At 61.0% G+C, this 2,380-nt stretch carries 3 protein-coding genes; 2 read left to right on the plus strand and 1 reads right to left on the minus strand.

Annotated features, from left to right (window positions below; all coding sequences use genetic code 11):
• A partial coding sequence (locus AC1DWI_RS20050; protein ID WP_477725560.1) for a cytidylyltransferase domain-containing protein occupies positions 1-420 on the plus strand: 420 nt, incomplete at its 5' end.
• Between the two features lie 186 nt (positions 421-606).
• Positions 607-1,263, plus strand: a complete 657-nt coding sequence (adk, locus tag AC1DWI_RS20055; RefSeq protein ID WP_477648743.1) for an adenylate kinase — start codon at positions 607-609, stop codon at positions 1,261-1,263.
• 102 nt (positions 1,264-1,365) lie between these two features.
• On the opposite strand, the gene AC1DWI_RS20060 is transcribed toward adk, so the two are convergent.
• Complete coding sequence (locus tag AC1DWI_RS20060; protein WP_477669423.1) at positions 1,366-2,322, minus strand: asparaginase; 957 nt, start codon at positions 2,320-2,322, stop codon at positions 1,366-1,368.
• Positions 2,323-2,380: the final 58 nt, after the last annotated feature.

Raw genomic sequence — 2,380 nt, forward strand, 5'->3', positions numbered from 1 at the left:
CGCCTGCTCATCGAGCGCCCAGACTGCGCCATGAGCACGGCGGCGCATGCCATCCAGCAGCTGGCCGACCTGAACAACCCCAATGTGGTCAAGGTGGTGCTTGATGCGCGCCATACGGCCCTTTACTTCAGCCGCTCACCCATTCCGGCCGCGCGCGACTTTACCGGCAAGGCGTGGTGGGAGGCCGGCAGCAGCCTGCCCCGGCCACTCCGGCACGTAGGCATTTACGGCTATCGGGTGGGATTTCTGCGGGAGTTCCCGCGCCTTCCCCAGTCGCCACTCGAGCAACTGGAGTGCCTTGAGCAACTCCGGGCGCTGTGGCACGGCCATCGCATCGCCGTGCACATCACTGGCGACGCGCCTGGGCCGGGCGTTGACACGCCGGAAGACCTGGACCTCGCCCGCAAGCTGTTTTCCTGACCTGCCCTCCCCGGCATGACGCGGGCTCGTAAGTTGCTGTCAGGGGTGCATGCTATCCTTGGGAAAAACACAAGTGTGAGGCCTGCAGGGCGTGCCGGCAGCCCTCCATACCTGTCAAGCAGCCCCTGCGGAAACCGGCCGGCGGTTCGGGCTGACTTCAAGAATTCATAAAATCCGAGGACATCCATGAGACTGATTTTGTTGGGCGCGCCTGGCGCGGGCAAGGGGACGCAAGCGACCTTCATCTGCCAGAAGTACGGCATTCCCCAGATTTCCACCGGCGACATGCTTCGTGCGGCCGTCAAAGCCGGCACGCAGCTGGGCATTGAAGCCAAAAAAATCATGGACTCGGGTGCACTGGTCAGCGACGACCTGATCATCAATTTAGTCAAAGAGCGCATTGCCCAGCCCGACTGCGCCAAGGGCTTTCTGTTTGACGGCTTTCCGCGCACCATTCCGCAGGCGGACGCCATGAAGTCTGCCGGCGTCAAGCTGGACTACGTTCTTGAAATCGACGTCCCCTTCGACGCCATCATCGAGCGCATGAGCGGACGCCGTTCGCACCCCGCCTCAGGCCGCACCTACCACGTCAAGTTCAATCCGCCCAAGGTTGAAGGCAAAGACGATGTGACCGGCGAGCCGCTGATCCAGCGCGATGACGACAAGGAAGAAACTGTCCGCAAGCGCCTGGAGGTTTACAGCGCCCAGACCCGTCCGCTGGTTGAGTACTACTCCAGCTGGGCAAAGTCAGAGCCTGAACTGGCCCCGAAATACCGTGCCATCAGCGGCATGGGCGGTGTTGACGAGATCACCGCCCGGGCATTTAAGGCGCTGGCGGGTTGAACCGGCCTAACGCGAGTCCACTTGCCCCAAAAAAGCCGTCAGCCCGACGGCTTTTTTTATTCCGGCTTCCGGACCTGGTGGACTGCAATTGCAAGCGCGGCTTCAACTCTCCGCCAGCAACTCGAGCATCATCGCTATCCTCGCCTTCACGGGACTCAGCCCCTGCGAATCAGAAAACAGATCCCCCGGTGTGGGCAAGACCCGGCCATTGAAGCATCTTGTCGCACGGACGACCCGAACCCCCGCAGACCGCGCGCGAAGCAAGGCCGCCTCCAGCGCGTGGTGCAAGGTGCCATTACCCGTGGCAGCAACCACCAGCCCCTGGACACCCTGTGCCAGCAACGCGTCCACGATCGCACCACTGGCGCCGGCATGGTTCATGACAATCTCAACGCGCGGCCACTGGAGCGGAATCATGGAATTCGCTATTATTTTTATAGCTGCTTGCGCCCGTTCCACATGGGTTTCCGGCCAATTTCTCACTAACCTGAGGAATCCTTCCTCCACATAGCCAATCGGCCCCGCATCACCGGAGTCAAAAGCGTCAACCCTGTAGGTATGCACTTTCTGCACGTCCAGCGCGCTGTGGATGGTTCCGGCACACACCGCGACAACACCCATTGCCCCAGCATGACGCGCCACCGCCATGGCATCCAGCATGTTCTGGGGGCCGTCAGGCACCAGCGCAGTCGCCGGCCGCATGGCACAGGCCAGCACCACAGGTTTATCGGGGCGGCACACCGCATGAAGGAAATACGCCGTTTCTTCCAGCGTGTCCGTGCCGTGCGTGATGACAATGCCCTGCACGTCCGGCTGGGCCAGAAAGTGATTGACCCGACTGGCCAGCCGCACCCATACATCGAAGCTCATGTCCTTGCTGTCGACCTGCGCGACCTGCTCGGTCATCAAGGGGCCGAACCTGGCCAAAGGCGGGACCGCCGCCACAAGTTGCTCAACGCCCACCTGGGCAGCGGTATAGCCGATGTTGTCCGACGCACTCGCAGCCTGCCCGGCAATCGTGCCGCCGGTGCCCAGAATCACAATATTTTGAGGATGCATAAAACGTAAACTTGCAATCTTTTAAAAACTGGATGAAAATACAGTTACTGGATATTAA

It is taken from the genome of Polaromonas sp. P3_C2, from assembly GCF_056402675.1.